Genomic DNA, 17,654 nt, shown 5'->3' on the forward strand with positions numbered 1-17,654 from the left:
ATTCCAATATTACGCATCACTATTATGAAATTTCGTTTAGCGTTTCCGCAAACCTCGTAATTCCAAGTTGGATTTGTTCTACATTTACTCTCCCAAAAGTAAAACGAATATATTCACTTTTAGAACCTAAAACACTTCCAGGGACAAATGCTACACCATTCCGTATAGATTCACCTAATAAATGATATTCATCAAACGTTCCTTGTACTTTGCACCATACATGTATTCCACCCTCTGGAACAAAAAATTCAACGCGGTCCCCTAATATTTCTTCAAGCTTTCTAATTAACTCATCTCTTCTTTGTTTCAATTGTCCACGAAGCATTGTAATATGCGTATGAAAATCTTCTGATTCTAAAAATTGATTTGCTACCCACTGTGTAAATACACTATGACCAAAATCAACTTGTTGCTTCGCATCTGCTAAACGTTCTATTACGCGCGTAGGACCAATTACCCAGCCAATACGTAATCCTGACGCAACAATTTTTGATAATGAACTTATATAAAGAACATTCCCATTCTGATCCATTGATTTTAATGTTGGATTCACTTCTCCATTAAAAGAAGTTAAACTATATGGATCATCCTCTACAATCGGTATACCGAATTCAGAAGACAGTTCTAAAATCTTTTTACGCCTCGCTAATGAAAGCACAGTACCGGTCGGATTTTGATAATCCGGATTCAAAAACACCATACGAATACGATGCTTTTTGTGCAAATCGATTAAGTCATCTGGATTCATTCCATGCTCATCAACAGGTAAATGGAATATATTTAAACCGGCCGATTTAAACATGGGAAGCGAGAAACAATACGAAGGATCTTCAATTGCAATGGCATCGCCCGGTTTTAATAAGCATTGAACGATAAGATTAAGTGCCTGTTGTGCTCCAGATGTAATCAGAATCGAGCTTGATTCTGATTCAATTTGTTTGTATTGCTGAACATGTACTGCAATTGTTTTTCTCAACATCTCATTTCCAAGTGGATGGTCATAACCGAGGTTTTCCATAAATGTTTTCTCCGACAAAATCGTTCGAAATCTATCGCTCGGAATTAATTCTGGTGACAATTCTCCACTCGCTAAATTAATTAAGTCATCTTTTTGTGTTTCCGTTCGAATTTGTTGAACAAGTGGTACGTTAGGTAAGAACGATCCATCCTCAACGTACCTCCCCCAGTTCGGTATTCGTTTATGTGACACACCCCATATGTCTGTATTCACCCGAGTTCCGCTTCCTTTTTGCCGTTCTACTACTCCAAGTGATTTTAACTCTTCATATGCAGCTACTATTGTGCTCCGGTTCACTTGTAATTCCTTTGCTAGCATACGCTCAGAAGGTAACTTGCTATCAGAAGGAAATTCACCTGAAGAAATACCCCTTTCAATATAATCAGCAATTTGTTTATATACAGGTGTCTTATCTGCACGATTTGGTTTCCATTCCATCTAGTTCCCTCCTCTCAAAACGAACTATCCTTTACTTATTAATAACAGTATTCACTGTAACAATCGTATTAATTAAGCACATGATTTAAAAATGTTTCTACCGTCATATTAAAGCTAGTTGGCTACTCTAAATAAGGTAAATGTCCACTATTTTCAAACTCAATGAAAGTCGTATTTTTTAAATGTATTTCAAACTCTCTTACATATTTCTCAGGGACAAAATCATCATTTCCCCCTCTTATTATTAAAACAGGACATGAAATATTTGCAAGAAACGGTCTCTGATCATAATCAACTAATTCAGCAAATAATCTTTGAATATGCAATGGGTTAATAGACTGTAAAGATTGATAAAATCCCCGGACAATCCCTTCATTATCTGCTACTCCCATCGCCTTCAATAATGTATCCGCCCATGTTTTTCCGTTATCCTGTAAGCTAAGTAAATCATATACTTCAAGTCGCTCTTTACGATCCTTTAGTTCCAAATAAGGAAATGCATTTACAACAATTAAGCTAGAAACAAAGCTTGGATATTGTATAGCAAAACCAATTCCTACTCTAGCCCCTTTTGAAAGACCACAAATGACTACTTTTTGTAGCTTTAAATAATTGCATAACTCATACAAAACATTTGCGTATTCTTTAAAGCTAATTTCTAGTCCTTCAGATTTCCCATGCCCAGGTAAATCTATTGAAATCACTGTCCAATTCCCCTTGAAATATCGCCTTTGATATAACCAATTATTTGCGTTTCCTCCAAGACCGTGTAAAAACAATATGACGGGACCCGATCCTTCTATATTATAAAAAACCTTTCGATTCTTATATTCAAAATACATATTCATCACCTTCAGCTATAGCATCACTTATTTTTATCTTTGAACGGGTATATCCAAAACGGTTCTCTCTCTAACCACTCGACTGTTTCCGGAACACCATCTTCATACTCTCTTTTCAGTTCCGCTACCTTAGTCGCAAATTGTGATGCATGTGCTTACAATGCGTCCAACTTTTTTGGAACATATTCTTTTACTCCATTTTTAAAACTTGGTGGCCCTATTTCTGCTTCATGATTATTTGAAAAAGCTACAGCATAAAATGTTGGCCTCTTATTTTCCGGAATATTAGCTAACGCCCTGGCTACTGCTTCTCCTGTTGCATTATGATCTGGATGAACTGCATATCCCGGATAAAAAGAAATGACTAACGAAGGATTCAATTCTTCCACACGATTTTGTATTACACTTCTTAATTCTCCAGGAGTTTCAAATTCAAGCGTCTTATCACGATATCCCATCATACGTAAATCTTTAATCCCTAAAATATTAGTTGCGCTCTTTAGTTCTTTCTCTCTTATAGCATATAATGATTCACGTGTTGCAAAAGGAGGGTTTCCCATCGCTCTCCCCATTTCGCCAAGCGTTAAACAAACATACGTAAGAGGAACATTCTGCTGAGCATAAGCTAAAATTGTTCCAGCCACGCAATATGATTCATCATCTGGATGCGGAAAAACAATTAAAACGTGGCGCTCATTTTTTATCAAAGTACTACTCCTCCATCATACACAATATGAATGTGTTCCTTTAAAAAGTTATTAAATCACTACCGCATACCACGTTACCCCAACAAGTAGAACGAAAAGAAGGATAATATAGATAGTCGATAAGTTTTTCACATTTCTCTTTGTAGACTTGCCGTAATTCTCCTCCACATTTCGTGCAACTAGTACGGTCCCAAACAGCGATACAATTACAATAATAACTACTAGTGAAATTGCAAAACTCATTGTATTTTCACCTCTCTAAGGCTAGTCTATTTTATTTAAGAACTTCAATAAAAAACTTCCTCTTTAAAGCATCAAAAAAATACTACCTTTCTTCTCTTATCATAATGGATGTTTGTAAAAAACGGACCAACCACTTTTATGTTTTTTTGCTCATCCACTTCAAAATAAAAAGCAACTAATCACCTAGATCAGTCGCTTTTTCAAAAGGTTATTTGTATTCATTTTTCACTTGAAATGAATTCGATTTAAAAGTTTCGTCTTTTCATAATGAAACATTGATTGCGATAGCTCGAAAATTGTTCCATTTACAAGAAAAACTGTCTTTTCAATTAAGAAGCGACGTATTTCACCGCTTCTTACTATGACCATAATTACTATTTTACAAGTGACTTATTCGCTCTTATAACTTCTTGATAAAGTAATGGTGACCATTTTTCATTTATATAATCTTGTATTATCCAGCCCACTCTCGTAGGATTCTTTTGCTTCATATAATTTGCAATTTCAGGATTTATGTAGGACGCATAATAATATGGACTATTCCATGCTGTACCACCAGAAGACAAGCTTGTAAAATTAATATATAGATGATTAACATCTTCACTATTGTTAATCGTTTCATTTAATGTATCTTTAATAGCGTTTACTTTCTCATCATAACTCACTTTATATTTATCTTGTACTGTTACATTTACATTTTGATTTATAGTTGAGGTAAACGTCTCATTGTCTGGCCAATAGAAATTATTATATCCCCCAGATTCATTACTACCGCTATATCTTTTTAGTAATACAATTTTCCCACGAGCATCTCCAAGCTTTATATTCCCTTCTGTTTTTAAAAAGATTGGATCACGAAAATAATTTTTCTCAAACGTACTACTAAATGAGCTTTCCGCCCCTTTCATATCCTCATACTCTTTTTTTAAAGACATAATAATCGTTTCACTTGGATTATCTTTTAAAAATTGTTTCGCTTCGTTTATAAATTCGTGCAGTGTTACATAAAGATATAATGGCCCATGATGAAGAACTATCGTATTATCATCTGTTAAACGCCCTCTTATATCAAAAATTCTAGCTCCATGATCCATTTGATAACGAAAATCATATTCTTGCGTCATTCCCCACACTTGCTTTATCGGATTTTGCAACTTGAACGTTCCACTATCATGTGTTCCTGGAATTGAAATTCGTGCTAACGGTATGTCATCATTTATAGGTTTCATCCATCTAGACCAATTTTCAAGCTCATTAATAGAGCTAGCTGCAACGGTTTTCTTATCATTGAAAGCAAATACAAAGGCGCTAAGTACCATACTACATATGAATAACTTCAAAATAAACTTCTTATTGTTCATTATTATTCCTCCCTTTTCTGTTTTACATCAAACTTATTGAATATAATATAATCTGGTGAGTAAAAAATAAATGACATTTCATAAATATGAAATATTGCATAGAAGTAACGTTTAACTAATCGGACGAATACGAGGCGGAATTCTTACTGCCGACAAATTGCGAGATAAAGTAAAAAAACATTCACGTATCCTGAATTAAAATAATCGAAAGGAACTTCATCTGAAGTTCCTTTCGATTATTTTATATTTAATACATATGAACCATCTTTATTCTCATACTTATAGACATATAAATAATATTTACCTGGCTTTGCATTATAGGTTCCTTTAACTACATTTCCCTCTTTTTCACCATATGCTACATAGTTATTTACATCCGATTCATGATGAAGTACCCATGTCATTCCAATATTTTTTTCATTTAGTAGAGAGATATTAATAGTTTCTGGCGAGTCAATTTGGAAAGTAAATACATCTACGTTATCACGATTATGTAGTGTCCCTTTCATTGGTGTATGAAAGTTAATTTTATTTGCCTGTTTAGGTTCATTATTTGGTTCATTTTCTGTTACTTGTAACTCATTCCCACCGTTTAGTTCTCTTCGTTCATACCCTAAATTTACTAGGATAGACTTCAAATCCGGTAAAACACCAATCTTATCTGAATATGGATCTTTAGACTTCGTTCCAGTGTTATGGTTACTTAATATCGTTCTCAATTCACTTGGTCTATATGGTTGTCCTACATTTTCTTTAGCAATACTTTGTACTAAAGTCGCTGCTCCAGCAATAATAGGCGAAGCACTAGACGTACCACTAAAGCTGGATGTATAAAGATTTACAGCAATTCTACTTTGCTCAGCTGTAGTTGTATCTACGTTTTCTCCCCAGCCATACACATCAATACGGCTTCCATAATTCGAAAACCACATACGTTCATGAGGGAAAGATGAAGAGCCCGCTCCTACCATAATTGCACCCGAATCTTTAAAATCTTTACTATTACGATTTAAAATTTGTTTACCATTTCTATCTTTAAATTGATCTAGATCATTCCAACCATTTGCTCCAGCCTCTATAATTACAACACCCTTATCTGTACCCGCACGAATTGCATCAAAGATATCTGGTTGTACTTCAACAGGTAAATATTTATCACCATATCCATCAAAAGAAGCTTGTGCCTCTAATAATAAAACATCCCCAGCTTCTAAATGATTTACAGCACTTAATATTGCATCAGCTGTATTATACTGTCCGTTATCTCTTATTTGAGAAATCACTTTTGCTTTCGCTTTTGGTGCAATCCCAATATTCCCTACTTCATTATCTTCAGATGATACAATTCCTAGTACAGACGTCCCATGACCGACATGTTGATCTATATTTCTTCCAGACATCAATTCAATATTTCGATGTACTAAATCCTCATGATTTAATAACCAACCATATTCCATATCAACAAAGGTTACATCATTTCCATTACCGCCTTGAACGCCCCAGGCGAAGGGTGCATTAATACCGTATGGTGCTGCTTCAAGATAACCTTGTTTATTAAATCTAGGATTATTATTAGGAGTAAGAGATACACTTAATTGTTTCACTTCAGGCGGTATTATTTTTTCTTGTTTCTTCATATACACATCTTCTATTAAAGAAGATGCTTTTAACTTATCTACTAGTGTTTCTTCACGCCCATCATTTTTGGTTTGAAGAATATAGTAGTTTAATAAGCTTGTAGATACATTATTAGGTGCTTTCACTTCAAGATTTTGTATTTCTTCCGGACTTACAGATGTGAATAGACGAGTAAATGTTACATCTGGATATTCTGCAAAAAAATCTTCTAATACTTTATCGTTCGTTTCAGATTGTATCTGTTTTTCAATACCATCTTCATATGGTAATTTCAAATCTGCACTGAATTTTACAATGATTTGTTTATCTGTTTCTTGTTCTATCCCTAATTTACTCTGCTGTTCTATAGAATCAGCAGTTACAATATTAACATTGTCCCCTATTCCTAAAAATGCTGAGACGATCACAGCTGAAACACCTATTCTTTGAAACATTTTCATTACATAAATCCTCCTAATTCATAACAATTAATAATCACTATATTAATCTATAATGATTTTATTTCTATAACATATTACCTTTCTACTAAATAGATTATAGTAAGCAGCAATATGAACTTCAATGTATTTTCATATGCAATATTTCATATTTGAATCCTATATGGATGTAAATAAAAAACTTATAATGATTATTTATTTTATATGTGCTAATATACTTACATTAAAATATTTATATTTTCATATTCTGAATTACATTACGCAACAGTTATACCTTACTTTTTTAGGAGGATTTACAATGAAATTATTAAAACTAAAACATATAATTCCTTTATCTGCAGTAGCACTTACATTCGTATGTAATCAAAGTACAGCTGAAGCTTCCACCATTCATACAGTAAAAAAGAATGATACACTTTGGGGCATTAGTAAACAATATGGAGTTTCCATACAAGCCATTAAACAAGCGAATAATAAAGGAAACGATCAAGCTTTTATTGGAGAACAGTTACATATTCCAGGATCTATGAAATCAAATGCGGTTACAGTTCATCAAAACGAAAAAACTACGAACACTTCTGGACAAATTATTTACCAAGTACAACCGGGAGATTCATTAGAAACGATAGCAAAGCGCTACAACGTAACCGTTCAATCTATAAAACAAATTAACAACACAATCGGTAACAAGCTTTATACAGGGCAACATTTGAAAATTAATTTCAGTATTTCCGAAAAAGAAAAAGACTTAATGGCACGCTTAGTTACCGCTGAAGCTGGTGGCGAATCATATAAAGGAAAAGTAGCTGTAGCAAAAGTTATCCTAAATCGAGTAAATGCAAAAGGATTTCCAAATACAATAACAGGCGTTATTTATGAACCTATTAAATACGGATATGCATTTACTCCTGTTACAGATGGAAGAATTAATCAGCCTGCAAGCGCTGAAGCAAAAATGGCTGTAGAAGAGGCTATCTCCACAAAGGGAATACATTCTGATTGGCTTTATTTCTACAACCCAAAAACATCAACAGACAAATGGATTACGACACGTCAAACAGTAGCAGTAATCGGTAACCATACCTTCGCTAAATAAAACTATACTTCCTTTCTAATTTATGCACTTAACAACCTTTTCAAATGATGAACAGACCTTTTTACTGAAAAGGTCTGTTCTTTTTATATGTAGACTTTTATGAATCATATGAAAAAGTGATTATTTAAAACGATATCTCCGTTCAAATAAAAACATTTATACTTCATCCACCACTTAGAGAAATTGAAAAAGTATAAAGTTCAAAAACTTTCTCTTTATTCATAAAAGCTATTTCTTAACTTCATAAAAGTGTTATACACTAGGGAAATAGTAAACAAACTATTCGTTAGCAGGTGAAAGAATATGTATGATGTTACAATTATCGGCGCTGGAGTAAGTAGCATTTTTATGGCTTATTCATTAGCCAAAAGTAACAAAAACATTTTAATTCTTGATAAAGGTAAACCGCTAGAACATCGAAATTGTCCTTTAGATCAAGGAAAAACGTGTGACTGTAACATATGTGATAGATATTTCGGTTTTGGTGGCTTAGGAAAGTCTGAAGGAAAATTTAATTATACAAATGGATTTGGAGGAGAACTCGAACAAAAAGTAGGTAAAGAAGGTTTTATGCGACTCATGGCTGAAGTAGATGAAATTCTATGTCAGTTTGGCGGAAATTCAGTTTCAAAATATTCTACAGAAAATGTAAATCTCACTAAGAAAGCTGCAACTTGTGGTTTACAAATGTTAACAACAGAAGTAAGACATCTTGGTACTACACTTTCCAGTACCATTTTTCAGCAACTCTATGAATTTTTACTTACGAAAATAAATATCCAATTTCATATAGATGTAGAGCATATTATGAAACAGAAAGATCATTTTAATATAACTACAAATCAAGGAACAGTTCAATCTAAGCAACTCGTATTTGCAACGGGGCGCTCTGGGGCAGATTGGTTAAAAGAAATGTGCACTTCTCTAAATATTTCTCAGGAACAAACACGTGTAGACTTAGGGATTAGAGTAGAAATGAAAGAACATCAATTGCGTTCTATATTAAAAGATACTTTTGAAACGAAACTTTCTTATCAAAGTGAAAATTTCACAGCAACTACTTACTGTATGAATCCAAAAGGACGCATTATTCGAAAGTACGAAGAAGGTTTAGTTATGCCTGACGGTCAAAATTTTCGAGAGCAAGGAACTGGCACTCCTAACTTAAATTTCACTTTGTTTATCCCGCGCTATTTCCCAACTCTTAAAGAAGCCAATATATATGCAAACTCAATTATTAAAGGCATTAACCAAGGACGAGATCGGATTGTTATACAGCGCTTAGAGGACTTATTAAAGAAACAACCTACAATGGAAAAAGATATGAAACATAATCGTATACACCCTACACTATACGGAGATTATGGAGATTTGCATAAAGAAATTCCTCCATTATATATTGACGGACTCAAAGAATTTTTATTACGCTTAGAACATTTTATCCAAGAACCTATCGATAAAGATACTTTATTATATGGAATAGATGGAAAGTTCTATGCCCCTACGATAAAAATCAATAACCATTTTGAAACAAGTATGAATGGGCTATTTTTAGTTGGAGATTGTTCAGGTGTTACTCATTCATTATCTCAAGCAGCTGCAAGTGGTCTATATGTTGGAAAATATTTATCTGATATGTGAACTCTTTCATTACACTACCAGTCAAACGTTTTACGTTTCACCACCACTTTACTTAATGAAATGATTATCCTACAAAGAAGCATGATTTTACGGGATATATGAAAAACTACATTCTATGTAGAATGTAGTTTTCTACTCATTGAATGTCAATAGTTTAAAAAGCGTCTATTCCTTTTCACTTTCATTTGTTCGATATTTTGTAACACCATCATAGTGTTTAATATGTTAGGATGTCTATAAGTCACTTTCACTACAAATATGACTTTTTCTGCTTCGCATTTAAATTCCCCATTGTATGTATAGGAACACTGTAAATCATTACCATTAGAAAACATCATTTAAATGGTTCACCCTACTATAATAGTTATAAAAATATAACATATAACCTTAGTTAAATAAATTTTATAAAGAAGGTGTAAAAATGAAGAATAAAATAAATTTACAAATGCAAAATATAAGCTTTGTTATCATAATTGCTTTAGCAGTATGGTTAAAAACATATCTTATTACGCGATTCAGTTTTGATTTAAAAATTGAGTCTTCTACACAAGAGCTTATTTTGTTTATTAGTCCTCTCGCTGCATCGTTAGCATTTGTTGGATTAGCATTATTTGCAACTGGTGAAAAGCGCAATTATATAGCGCTATGTATTAATTTCTTATTAACGATCGTACTTGTCGGAAATGTAATGTTCTATGATTTTTATAGTGATTTCGTTACGTTACCAGTACTCGGACAAACATCAAACTTTGGCCAATTAGGCGGTAGTATTATAGAAATATTGAACTACAAAATTATACTCGCATTCGTAGACATTATTTTCTTCTTTATTTTATTAAAAAAGAAGACATTGGTCTTTAAAACAGAACGTGTAACACATTCTACACGCTTACTATATTTCGTCTTAACAATTGCTGTATTTTCTGCAAATCTGCATCTTGCAGAAAAAGAACGCCCTGAATTATTAACGAGATCCTTCGACCGAGTAATGCTTGTCAAAAATTTAGGACTATACACTCACCAAATATATGATTTAACGCTGCAAGTAAAAGCAGGATCACAAAAGGCACTTGCTGATAGTAGTAAATTACAAGAAACTGAAAACTACGTAAAAGCAACCCAAAGTGAACCAAATCCTAATATGTTTGGCGCAGCGAAAGGAAAAAATGTAATTGTCGTTACTCTTGAATCCTTGCAAACCTTTTTAATAGGAGCATCCGTCAATGGTCAAGAAGTTACACCTTTCTTGAATGAGTTCATAAATGAAAGCTATTACTTTGATAACTTTTTCCACCAAACTGGACAAGGAAAAACATCCGATTCTGAATTTCTAATAGATACATCGTTGTATCCATTAAACCGTGGAGCTGTATTCTTCACACACGGAAACAATGATTATACTGCAACTCCAGAAATTTTACGTGAACAAGGTTATTTCACTTCTGTATTCCATGCGAATAACGCAACATTTTGGAATCGTAACATTATGTACTCAGCTCTTGGTTATGATCGTTACTATAATGAACTTGATTACAAAATCACGCCCGAAACAAATTTAAATTGGGGATTAAAAGATATAGAATACTTTGATCAATCAGTAGATATATTAAAAACGATTGATCAACCATTTTACGCTCGTTTCCTTACTTTAACAAACCATTATCCATTTACGTATGATGAAGACACAAAATTCATTGAACCATATAACTCTGGTAATGGCGTATTTGATCGTTACATCGTAACGTCACGTTACTTAGACGAATCCATTAAAAACTTTATTGAGCGTTTAAAGGCCGAGGGGCTTTATGATGATTCTATTATTGTATTATACGGTGATCATTATGGCATTTCTGAAAAACATAACCGCGCAATGGCGCAGTTTTTAGAAAAAGATCAAATAACAGAATTTGATACTTTACATTTACAACGTACACCTTTATATATTCATATCCCTGGACAAACAAAAGGTCAAACGATTTCAAAGCCTACGGGACAAATCGATGTGAAACCTACTATTCTAAATTTATTAGGGATTGATACTACGAACGATATTCGTTTTGGTCACGATATGTTTTCAGATGAATATACGGGATTTGTTGTTTTACGTGATGGTAGCTTCGTTACAGACAAATATGCATACAAAAACAACACTTTTTATGACCGCATAACAGGTGAAATTGTAGATTTACCAAAAAAAGAAGCTCAAGCACTCATTAACCGTGCACAAAATGAATTACGTATGTCTGACAAAATTATTGAAGGCGATTTATTACGTTTCTCAGAAAGTAATAAAATTAAAACTGGCGAAGTAAAAACTAAAATTAAAGAAACTGAAAAATAATCTATATATGCGAAGGGAGCAACTCATTACGGTTGCTCCCTTTTTCCCCTCTTATAACAACGGATATAAACAAAAAAACAACTCCAAAATCCACTTTTGGAGTTGTTTTACGTTTATTCTATGCTTGTTTCTAAATTTAAATCTGTATAGGCATTATACTCACCTATATTTAAGATTACTTCACATTGACGTAATCTCAATTCAAAGAGCGTTATAGAATCATGATACACTTCAGGATTTGATTTCATTTTATGTAATACCTCTTGTTTTTCTTGTATTTCTAACTGCGTATTTTCTACAGCTTGTTTCAAGGAGTTAAATGGATTTCTAAAGAACATATTAATATCCCGCTCTTGTGTATTTTCAAATAGCTCAAATTGCAAGAAAAATTTCTTCATAATATAAGCCGTTACTTCTGTATAATCTTCATTTTCTATATACTGTTTATATTTGTTATATAGCATAGATCTATTCTTTGGAAGAACCCCAAATAATTTACCGGCACTTTTCAGTAAAAATTGCGCTGGCGTAAATCGGCGTAAAATATTTACTTCTTCCATTTGTATTCTAGTCGTCATTCTATCAGTATCTCTGCGCCAGTCATCAAGCACTTTAAAGTCACATTCTAATTGTATTCGATTTTCTCCAAATAAAGAATTAAGTCCTTCACTGAGTTCTTCTAAGTGCGATTGACTTTGAAGTAACTCATTATTAGAAGTTTCAATCCAATTTTGCATAGAACGAGCAAAGTTAGGTAATACAGTTTGTTCTAAATATTTGTGTACTCTTTCGTTCATTGCTGTATTTAGTTCCATTTCAATGTTTCCAAAATCGCTTTCTTCACTGATTAAATCAGAACAACTCTGCAGTAGCTTCGGAATATGTTCAGTAAGATCATTCGTAATTTCTGTTTTCATTGTACGATACGATTGTGTAATGATATGAATTTTTTCCCTCTCAAAAGCAGTAAGGTTATTAATACTACCATTTAATTTAACTAACATATCTTCATTCCAATTCATAGCATCCACTAGATTGTTTTCCTTCTCAACGCGTTTATCTAAAAGGTATGTAATTGTTTTTCGAATGAAAAACAATAGCTTTTTAGTACGATCTGCATCGATATTTTTATAGTTAAAGTTAAAACGAATAAACTCAGTTAAATCATTTAGTTGTTGATTACTTGTATATAACGAAGAGTAAGGGAAAAGTCTCGCTTGCGGGAAATACGCGTTTATTCTCGCTTGCGTATCATGTAAAACTCTTTTTACTTCTGCTTCACTGTAAATGTTATCGATTTTATTTAATAAGAAATGAATTTGTAGATTTGGTGTATGTTCTTGAATACTTAATAGAATGTCACGTTCTTTGTCAGTAAAAGGTGAATCCGCATTCAATACGAACAATAATTCGTCTACAGAATTCAGATATTCAAATATCTCATCTCTAGTATCGTTATTTCTATTAAAGCCAGGTGTAACTACAAATGTAAGTTTATTTTCACTTAAAAATTTGCATGGTAGTTTAAATTCAACACACGCTCTATCTCTATACGTTTGGTGGTGTAAAGACATCATATCATGGTAATCAGAGAAATTCTCAGTTGTTGTAATTGCTGAGTCTGTTATAGCGTTAATTTCTGTATGAGCATCATTTTTTAAAACCACTACATTTGAAATTGAGTTTTCTAATATATTTTCTCCTACTATAGAGTTAATAAATGCAGTTTTTCCATTTCCTGAAGTGCCCGTTACTAAAATACGATTTGTTCTTAAATCTGCAAGTTCGCTAACTAACCATCTAAATCGGTGACCCATTTCTATATCATGCTTTTGTGCCCACTGTGTAATAGATTCAAAAAGATGTAAACTATACTCTAAGCCATCCACATGATTAATAGAATACAACAGTAGGTTTTCTGCATTTTTTATATTTGCTGCATCTATTTTGGAAGGGAAAATCTCATCCCATGCCAATACAGCTGCTGATGGAAATACAGCATAAGAAGAATTGACTACCTTTAACCAATTTATTAACAGATTTGGAATGATATCATGTAATTGTCTAAGCGTATATTGGCCTTGAATTAATTCAAAATACGTTTCTTCGTAAAGAGAAGAAATTTTGTCCCATATATCGGACGAATGTATTTCGATATGTAAGAAAAACTCATTTATTGTGTTAAGCCATAATAAGTAATTTTGTTCATTTTTATAACTCTTCCAAAGTGATGATACAATTTGTGTAAATTGCACTTGATCTACATGATTTAATGTAACTAATACTTCATGAAAATAGTCTGGTGAAATATTTTTAGTAAATCCTTTATCGATATACCCTTTTAGCACCTCAAACCAAGGATAAGATTCTGTTCGAACCAGCTCATTCACAGCAAGCTCTACTGCACTATCAAAATCTTGCTGTTCTTCATAAAAAGAACGGGCAATTTTTGTGACATTCGGATAATCGGGATTTAAAGAAGCTGCTTCTTTAATAACAGCGAAAGCTGAGTCAAAATTATTTTGCTCGATGTAAAGAGAAAGTAATTGCAGTCCAATTTCAGTCATCAATATTTTGTTATCAGTAGTAATGGAAGTATAAACCTCTTCAGCAACTGATAGTCGGTTTAGTTCAAAGTAAGCATCCGCAATGTTTTTTTGTGCCCATGGTGCTAGTTCGTTGCCGACTTTCTCCCATTTGAAAATAGCTGATTCAAAATCTTGATGGTGATAATAAAATTCACCTTGTGCAAAACGAATATAAGACCCATCGGAAATTTCATGTTTTTCTTCGTTTACATAAACTTCCCCAAGTACGTCAAGAGGTGGTTTTGTTTCATTCTCCATTAGGAATGTTTCATAATACATCTTTTTTATTAATTGTTTTTCTATTCTCATCTTTTCCCCCACTATATCTTGAAAACACACTTTTAAGATATGTCAATACTTTTTTTATGTATGCTTTTTATCTTAACAAAGAATTTCTTTTGGAAAATTTCATTTTCCTTTCATTTTTCAAGTAAGATTGAATTTTTATGAGAAAAGTTTCAGTTCTTTTTCAATTCGCTTTCAGTTGTGAAACAACATTAAGTGTTCCTAATAACCTAATAACACTATAATATTCCGCATTATATTATCAGGAAAACTATATATATATTACATTATAAAAACAATCTATAACGAATATATATGCATTGTTTGTTTCACCGATAAATAAAAAAACTCACCACATAATGGTTATTAGATAGACCAATATGCTACGTCCTTTCAGAATTTCAAACACACCACGATAACTTAAACAACAATAATAGTGAACGGCTATCATTACAATACCTCTCTCAAATTGTTTTCCTTTAAAATATTTCAGTAGTTATGTAATTAAATTGTTCTAACCTATATAAATAACTAGTCCAAAAAAACTCTATATGCATATCATGTTATAGTAAAGAATTCAGGAAATCCTAAAAAGGAGGCATTTTCATGTTTGAAGATAAATCTAAAATAAATTACCCATATGAATTTACTGAAACTACAACAGTCCCTCTAAAGAACCCCATTGATAAAAAATTCAAGAACGGCACAGGTACACATAACTTCCCAATTAAAAAGCATTATAAAGAGCAGGTTTTATATACTGAAAAAATTAATAATAATAATAAAAACAAATAATCCTATAGATCCATATAACAATTAACCAAATAAGAATCAATATTTGGCCATGCATAGTTATATGTTTAATAATGTAGAAATCTTTATTATACAATTTACGTACCTTTAAAAAGTGCTGATATACGGCGCTTTTTTATACATAGATAAATTAAAGCTTCCTTAGTCTAGAAATAAACTGTAAAATCAATCCACCTTATTTTCGTTTAACAATTAACTCTACATATTAAAAGGGAGCAACATTTACTGTTGCTCCCTTTTAATATCTAATTTTAGTATCCCTACATAACCCTCTTAAACATCTTCTCCAACTCATAAGTAGAATGATGTACAAGAATAGGTCTCCCGTGCGGGCATGTGTATGGATTTGTTGTTGTACGAAGCTCTTCAAGTAAAGCAAATATTTGATCGTTCGTTAAATATTGATTTGCCTTGATAGATGCTTTACAGCTCATCATAATAGCTGCTTCTTCACGCAACTTTTTAATATCAACTTTTTTTAGTTTAACAACTTGCTCCATCATCTCATCAATGATTTCTGTTTCTTGTCCTTTCGGGAACCACGTTGGATGCGAGCGAACAATAAAGGACTGATGGCCGAATTGTTCCAAAAATAGGCCGACTTTTTTAAGTTCTTCTAGTTGCTCTTCGACACGTAAAAATTCAGTAAGAGATAGGTCAATACGGTACGGTACAAGTAGTTCTTGTACTTCTTGCGCTACTCGTCCTACTTTATCACGGAAGTACTCATAATTAATACGTTCCTGCGCGGCATGTTGATCAATCATATATAACCCATTATCATTTTGAGCGAAAATATATGTTCCATGCATTTGTCCAATTGGATAAAGCGGTGGTAAATCATTACCGTTCATTTCAATCTCTTTTATTTCTCGAACTTCTTCTTCCAATTCCTCTAATTCAAAGTCCTCCTCGTTATTATTCCAAGATTTTTCTTCTCGAATCGGTTCTTCGATTATCGGCTTAGAGGATGGCTGCCAACTTTGCTCTTCTCTTATTAGCGACTGTGGTTGTTGCCATTCTTGCTTCGGCGGTTGCCACAGTTGTGCTGGCTGTTTCACAGTCGTTCGTTCTTCTTGTTTTTCATCCATGTCAGTCGGTAAAACGATGTTTGGCATCTGTGGTTCTTTCGGCTTTGTATGCTCAAACTGGAACTGTTCTTGCACACTTTCATCTTTTTCTTTTTTCTTCGTTGTTACACCTGCATCTGGAATGAGCTGTATTTTTTTAAATGCAGCTTGCAATGTTTCTTCGATAAGCTTTAGCAATTCTTGTTCTTTACTAAAACGAACTTCTAATTTCGCTGGATGTACGTTAACATCAACAAGCATTGGGTCCATTTCAATCGATAAGAAGCCGATTGGGTATCGTCCAACTGGCAGTAATGTATGGTATCCTTGCTGAACTGCTTTCATTAATACGAAATTTCGCACGTAACGGCCATTTACAATCGTTGACATATAGTTACGAGACGCTCGCGTTACTTCTGGTAATGTTACATACCCTTTAATTGTAAAATCTAAAGATTCAGCTTCAATTGGAATAAGCTTCTTCGCAACTTGAATGCTATAAATTGATGCAAGTACTTGCCTTACATCACCATTTCCGGATGTATGAAGCAATTTCTTTTCATTATGAAACAGTTTTAACGATACTTCTGGATGTGACATTGCAATACGATACACGATATCTGTAATATTCCCAAGCTCTGTATGAATTGTTTTCATATATTTAAGACGCGCTGGTGTATTAAAGAATAAGTTTTGTACTGTAATATCCGTTCCTTTTCGGCTCGCTGTTTTTTCTTGTTTTATAACGTCTCCACCTTTAATGATAAGGTGGGTACCCGGCGCATCACCTGTGCTAGTAATTAATTCCAATTCACTAACTGAGGCAATACTTGGCAATGCCTCTCCGCGGAATCCGAGCGTTCTTATACGGAACAGATCGTTTTCATCTTTAATTTTGCTCGTTGCGTGGCGTTCAAATGCAACGATACAATCTTCTTCGGCAATGCCATCTCCATTATCAATGATGCGAATTTTTGATAAACCAGCTTCTTCTAAGTGGATTTCAATAGATGTACTATTCGCATCGATAGAATTTTCCACAAGTTCTTTTACGACTGAGGCAGGGCGCTCTACTACTTCCCCTGCCGCAATTAAGTTAGAGAGTTGGTCATCGAGTTTGCGAATTTTCCCCATCT

At 33.2% G+C, this 17,654-nt stretch carries 11 protein-coding genes and 3 pseudogenes; 4 read left to right on the top strand and 10 right to left on the bottom strand.

Features of this window, described 5'->3' with window-relative positions; translation table 11 throughout:
* Window positions 1-22: 22 nt before the first annotated feature.
* From pdxR to JDS95_RS03270, 7 genes and pseudogenes are all read right to left on the bottom strand, one after another.
* Window positions 23-1,456: a MocR-like pyridoxine biosynthesis transcription factor PdxR gene (gene pdxR, locus JDS95_RS03240; RefSeq protein ID WP_000454969.1), complete on the bottom strand. Its 1,434-nt coding sequence runs from the start codon at window positions 1,454-1,456 to the stop codon at window positions 23-25.
* A 122-nt stretch (window positions 1,457-1,578) separates the two neighbouring features.
* Window positions 1,579-2,298: an alpha/beta fold hydrolase gene (locus JDS95_RS03245; protein ID WP_085450611.1), complete on the bottom strand. Its 720-nt coding sequence runs from the start codon at window positions 2,296-2,298 to the stop codon at window positions 1,579-1,581.
* Between the two features lie 23 nt (window positions 2,299-2,321).
* Window positions 2,322-3,002, bottom strand: a pseudogene (gene bshB2, locus JDS95_RS03250) (bacillithiol biosynthesis deacetylase BshB2).
* A gap of 54 nt (window positions 3,003-3,056) precedes the next feature.
* Window positions 3,057-3,248 carry a hypothetical protein gene (locus tag JDS95_RS03255; RefSeq protein WP_000006467.1) on the bottom strand — a complete coding sequence of 64 codons (192 nt, stop codon included), beginning with the start codon at window positions 3,246-3,248 and terminating at the stop codon, window positions 3,057-3,059.
* Window positions 3,249-3,473: 225 nt separating this feature from the next.
* A pseudogene (locus JDS95_RS03260) lies at window positions 3,474-3,581 on the bottom strand (GntR family transcriptional regulator); the annotation flags it as partial.
* Window positions 3,582-3,622: 41 nt separating this feature from the next.
* Window positions 3,623-4,609 (bottom strand): phosphatidylinositol-specific phospholipase C, encoded by a 987-nt coding sequence (locus tag JDS95_RS03265; RefSeq protein ID WP_001060370.1) that lies wholly within the window; start codon window positions 4,607-4,609, stop codon window positions 3,623-3,625.
* 236 nt (window positions 4,610-4,845) lie between these two features.
* Entirely contained in the window at window positions 4,846-6,687 is a 1,842-nt protein-coding gene (locus JDS95_RS03270; protein WP_085450612.1) for a S8 family peptidase, read from the bottom strand.
* 295 nt (window positions 6,688-6,982) lie between these two features.
* On the opposite strand from JDS95_RS03270, the gene JDS95_RS03275 reads away from it, so the two are divergent.
* From JDS95_RS03275 to JDS95_RS03285, 3 genes are all read left to right on the top strand, one after another.
* Window positions 6,983-7,780: a cell wall hydrolase gene (locus JDS95_RS03275; RefSeq protein ID WP_000771178.1), complete on the top strand. Its 798-nt coding sequence runs from the start codon at window positions 6,983-6,985 to the stop codon at window positions 7,778-7,780.
* A gap of 303 nt (window positions 7,781-8,083) precedes the next feature.
* Complete coding sequence (locus tag JDS95_RS03280) at window positions 8,084-9,421, top strand: NAD(FAD)-utilizing dehydrogenase (RefSeq protein ID WP_085450613.1); 1,338 nt, start codon at window positions 8,084-8,086, stop codon at window positions 9,419-9,421.
* A gap of 421 nt (window positions 9,422-9,842) precedes the next feature.
* Window positions 9,843-11,762, top strand: coding sequence for an LTA synthase family protein (locus tag JDS95_RS03285; protein WP_000791018.1), 1,920 nt, complete (start codon window positions 9,843-9,845; stop codon window positions 11,760-11,762).
* A gap of 113 nt (window positions 11,763-11,875) precedes the next feature.
* Here JDS95_RS03285 and JDS95_RS03290 read toward each other — a convergent pair whose 3' ends face one another.
* Window positions 11,876-14,659 carry a dynamin family protein gene (locus JDS95_RS03290; RefSeq protein WP_199690285.1) on the bottom strand — a complete coding sequence of 928 codons (2,784 nt, stop codon included), beginning with the start codon at window positions 14,657-14,659 and terminating at the stop codon, window positions 11,876-11,878.
* Window positions 14,660-14,990: 331 nt separating this feature from the next.
* Window positions 14,991-15,128: pseudogene (locus JDS95_RS31030) on the bottom strand (IS6 family transposase); the annotation flags it as partial.
* Between the two features lie 113 nt (window positions 15,129-15,241).
* Here JDS95_RS31030 and JDS95_RS03295 point away from each other — a divergent pair.
* Complete coding sequence (locus JDS95_RS03295; protein ID WP_000461139.1) at window positions 15,242-15,430, top strand: hypothetical protein; 189 nt, start codon at window positions 15,242-15,244, stop codon at window positions 15,428-15,430.
* A gap of 278 nt (window positions 15,431-15,708) precedes the next feature.
* On the opposite strand, the gene mutL is transcribed toward JDS95_RS03295, so the two are convergent.
* Window positions 15,709-17,652: a DNA mismatch repair endonuclease MutL gene (mutL, locus tag JDS95_RS03300; protein WP_000516488.1), complete on the bottom strand. Its 1,944-nt coding sequence runs from the start codon at window positions 17,650-17,652 to the stop codon at window positions 15,709-15,711.
* Window positions 17,653-17,654 lie beyond the last annotated feature (2 nt).

Origin of the sequence: Bacillus cereus group sp. N24 (genome assembly GCF_016483345.1) — a bacterium.
GTDB lineage: Bacteria > Bacillota > Bacilli > Bacillales > Bacillaceae_G > Bacillus_A > Bacillus_A toyonensis.

Excerpts from the sequence above, each read along its gene's own strand:
- pdxR (WP_000454969.1), bottom strand. The coding sequence starts at position 1,456 with ATGGAATGGAAACCAAATCGTGCAGATAAGACACCTGTATATAAACAA.
- JDS95_RS03245 (WP_085450611.1), bottom strand. The coding sequence starts at position 2,298 with ATGTATTTTGAATATAAGAATCGAAAGGTTTTTTATAATATAGAAGGA.
- JDS95_RS03255 (WP_000006467.1), bottom strand. The coding sequence starts at position 3,248 with ATGAGTTTTGCAATTTCACTAGTAGTTATTATTGTAATTGTATCGCTG.
- JDS95_RS03265 (WP_001060370.1), bottom strand. The coding sequence starts at position 4,609 with ATGAACAATAAGAAGTTTATTTTGAAGTTATTCATATGTAGTATGGTA.
- JDS95_RS03270 (WP_085450612.1), bottom strand. The coding sequence starts at position 6,687 with ATGAAAATGTTTCAAAGAATAGGTGTTTCAGCTGTGATCGTCTCAGCA.
- JDS95_RS03275 (WP_000771178.1), top strand. The coding sequence starts at position 6,983 with ATGAAATTATTAAAACTAAAACATATAATTCCTTTATCTGCAGTAGCA.
- JDS95_RS03280 (WP_085450613.1), top strand. The coding sequence starts at position 8,084 with ATGTATGATGTTACAATTATCGGCGCTGGAGTAAGTAGCATTTTTATG.
- JDS95_RS03285 (WP_000791018.1), top strand. The coding sequence starts at position 9,843 with ATGAAGAATAAAATAAATTTACAAATGCAAAATATAAGCTTTGTTATC.
- JDS95_RS03290 (WP_199690285.1), bottom strand. The coding sequence starts at position 14,659 with ATGAGAATAGAAAAACAATTAATAAAAAAGATGTATTATGAAACATTC.
- JDS95_RS03295 (WP_000461139.1), top strand. The coding sequence starts at position 15,242 with ATGTTTGAAGATAAATCTAAAATAAATTACCCATATGAATTTACTGAA.
- mutL (WP_000516488.1), bottom strand. The coding sequence starts at position 17,652 with ATGGGGAAAATTCGCAAACTCGATGACCAACTCTCTAACTTAATTGCG.